This window comes from uncultured Lamprocystis sp. (assembly GCF_903933125.1).
GTDB lineage: Bacteria > Pseudomonadota > Gammaproteobacteria > Chromatiales > Chromatiaceae > Thiodictyon.
Map to the genome: position 1 here is coordinate 1 of NZ_CAIZIZ010000492.1, position 2349 is coordinate 2349.

The 2349-nt window shown below is 65.8% G+C and carries 2 protein-coding genes; one reads left to right on the plus strand and one right to left on the minus strand.

Annotated features, from left to right (window positions below; all coding sequences use genetic code 11):
• The coding region (locus QZY03_RS27030; RefSeq protein WP_295586617.1) for a hypothetical protein at window positions 1–317 on the minus strand (317 nt) is incomplete at its 3' end.
• 448 nt (window positions 318–765) lie between these two features.
• On the opposite strand from QZY03_RS27030, the gene QZY03_RS27035 reads away from it, so the two are divergent.
• Window positions 766–1977, plus strand: coding sequence for a diguanylate cyclase (locus tag QZY03_RS27035; RefSeq protein WP_295586620.1), 1212 nt, complete (start codon window positions 766–768; stop codon window positions 1975–1977).
• Window positions 1978–2349: the final 372 nt, after the last annotated feature.

Consider the following 2349-nt stretch of genomic DNA (forward strand, 5'->3'; position numbering starts at 1 on the left):
ACCACCCTTCCGGTACCCGCCCGGGCGTCCCGTTGCCTCCCTGGTGAGGTCAAACCCATGCCGCAATGGCCAACGCCAGCGCCGACCGGCGCCGACGATGCCCGATGTCGGTCGGCGGCAGGGTTATGCTTCAGGGCTGCTTCCGGGTAACCGCCGTTGCAGCCGGGCTGTCCGGCGCAGTAGGCGGCTTCCTGGGGGATGGTCGCGAGCACGCTTCCGTCACCGACTACGCGCGGCCTTGGGTGTGCCGCGATGTCCGCGGCACAGACCGCAAGGAAAACGCCGCAAGCCAGGGCCTGCATCACAGGTTTCGACATGCTGTTGGCTCCTCGTTTCGTTGTTGACGCGCGCGCGGTGCGCAATGCCCGCGCGCTTGGTGCTTCGGCAGGGTCTTATAGCCTTCCTACCTGATATCCGGACAGATCCTTGGTGTAGAGGCGGGTTTAAAACCCGCCCCTAAGTCCGGTTATCACGTCCGATGGCTATAATGCCCGTCGTCTCGCCGCCGCCGGAGATTCGCACTATTTTTTTCATTTATCAAGATGTGGCGAAGCGTCCGTCACCTGCTTCGTTAACCAACGCGTTCGCGGCCTTGATCGTAACCCCGGCCAACAGTATGCGTAGTCAGGGCTTCCAGCCCTGACGGTGTCAGGCCAGGATGGCCTGACTACGCACCCGGCGAGCCCAAGCGGCCGGAATCTTGATCGAGGCCGTCAGGTCGTACTCGCGCTGGTACGAAGACCTGCCGCGGTGAAACCCGTGGCGGTGTACCATTATTATCCGGGGTCTGCGCCCCGCCGCTACTCCACCGTCAACCGCCGGACCCCAGCCGCCATGTTTGGACGCAAGCCACGAGAGCCCGCTTCAACGCCCTCCACCACCCCTGTCGCGCTAATCGAGGGCGACGACCAGCTCGGCCGGATGGCCGTGGACGCTCTGGCCAGCACGCTGCGCAGCATGAGGGAGTTCGCACTTGAACAGGATGAGGTCGACCTCGACACCTTCCGCGAGCACGCCGAAGCGTGGGCCCGCCATGTGACGCTCGGCACGCCGCCGCCCGGCGCGGCAACGCTCACCGGGGATACCGAGGGTCCTACAGGCTGGCGCGACTGGCGAGGCATCCGACAGTTCGTCCGCGACTACTGCCAGGGGACCGCCCTGCACGCCAGCAGCGTCACCTCCGACCTGCGCGACGTCATCTGGGTGTTTATCCGCAACTTTAGCCAGGCCTTCACGCGCGACGAGGAGAGCGACGTGCAGATCCGCCAACAGATCGCGCGGCTGGAGCGGCTGGTGGTGGAGGATGGTGCCGCCGCCGACCTTAAACGTGAGGTGCTTGACGTGGTCGGGCGCCTGACACAGGCCTACGAGGAGCGGTGGCAAAACCAGCGCCAGCAGATGGCGGCCCTGGACCAGACTGTCCGCACTTTGGGTGACGCGCTCGAGTCGGCCAAGAAGGAGGGCGAGACCGATCCCCTGACCCGCGTCGGCAACCGCAAGGCGCTCGACACCTACCTGGAGCGCTCGGTGGAGATCCACCGTGCGTTCCGCCAACCCTGCAGCGTGCTGCTCGTCGACCTCGACCACTTCAAGGACCTCAACGACACCCTGGGCCACGCGGCGGGAGACCAAGTGCTGGTGGCGGTGGCCAAGACCATCGTCCTGCTGTTCCTGCCCAAGAACGACTTCGTGGCCCGCTTCGGCGGTGACGAGTTCGCGGTGGTGCTGCGTGAGACCGCCGTCCAGGATGCGGTCCGGCTGGCCGATCGCGTGCTCGCCAACATCCGGGCCTGCGTGCTGACGGTCGACGGGCAGCGGGTGACCCTGTCCTGCTCCATCGGCGCGGCGGCGCTGGAGATCGCCGACACCCCGCGGAGCTGGTTCGAGCGGGCCGACCGCGGGCTCTACGCCGCCAAGAGTGCCGGGCGCAACCAAGTCGTCGTCGGGCCACCCGGGCCAGCGCCCACGCCGACGTAAGCCGCGACGCCCGCGGCGGCCACCGCGGCAGCAATTCCAATTTTTAAAATCTCGTGCAGCCCATGGTGGATGCGGCGCGCACGACCGACGTGCCGGGTCCATGACACCGAGCGGCGCGCCTTATCCACCCTAAAACTACAACAGCGCCGGTTTTGTAGGGTGGATAAGCGCAGCGCATCCACCATCAGCCTCGCCGACGGCTCCACGCTGGATGCTGCCGCCTGAATTTTGAACTGCTGCGTGTAGTGGACCCGATGTCCAGGACAGTTTTCCCCCGAATTTAAGCTATCGTGCCCACGTTCATCGCAGCGGTTTGGCGCTGCCCCAGCCACGGCGGAGCGGTCGTTAAGACGGCATCCGCGTAGCGATTAA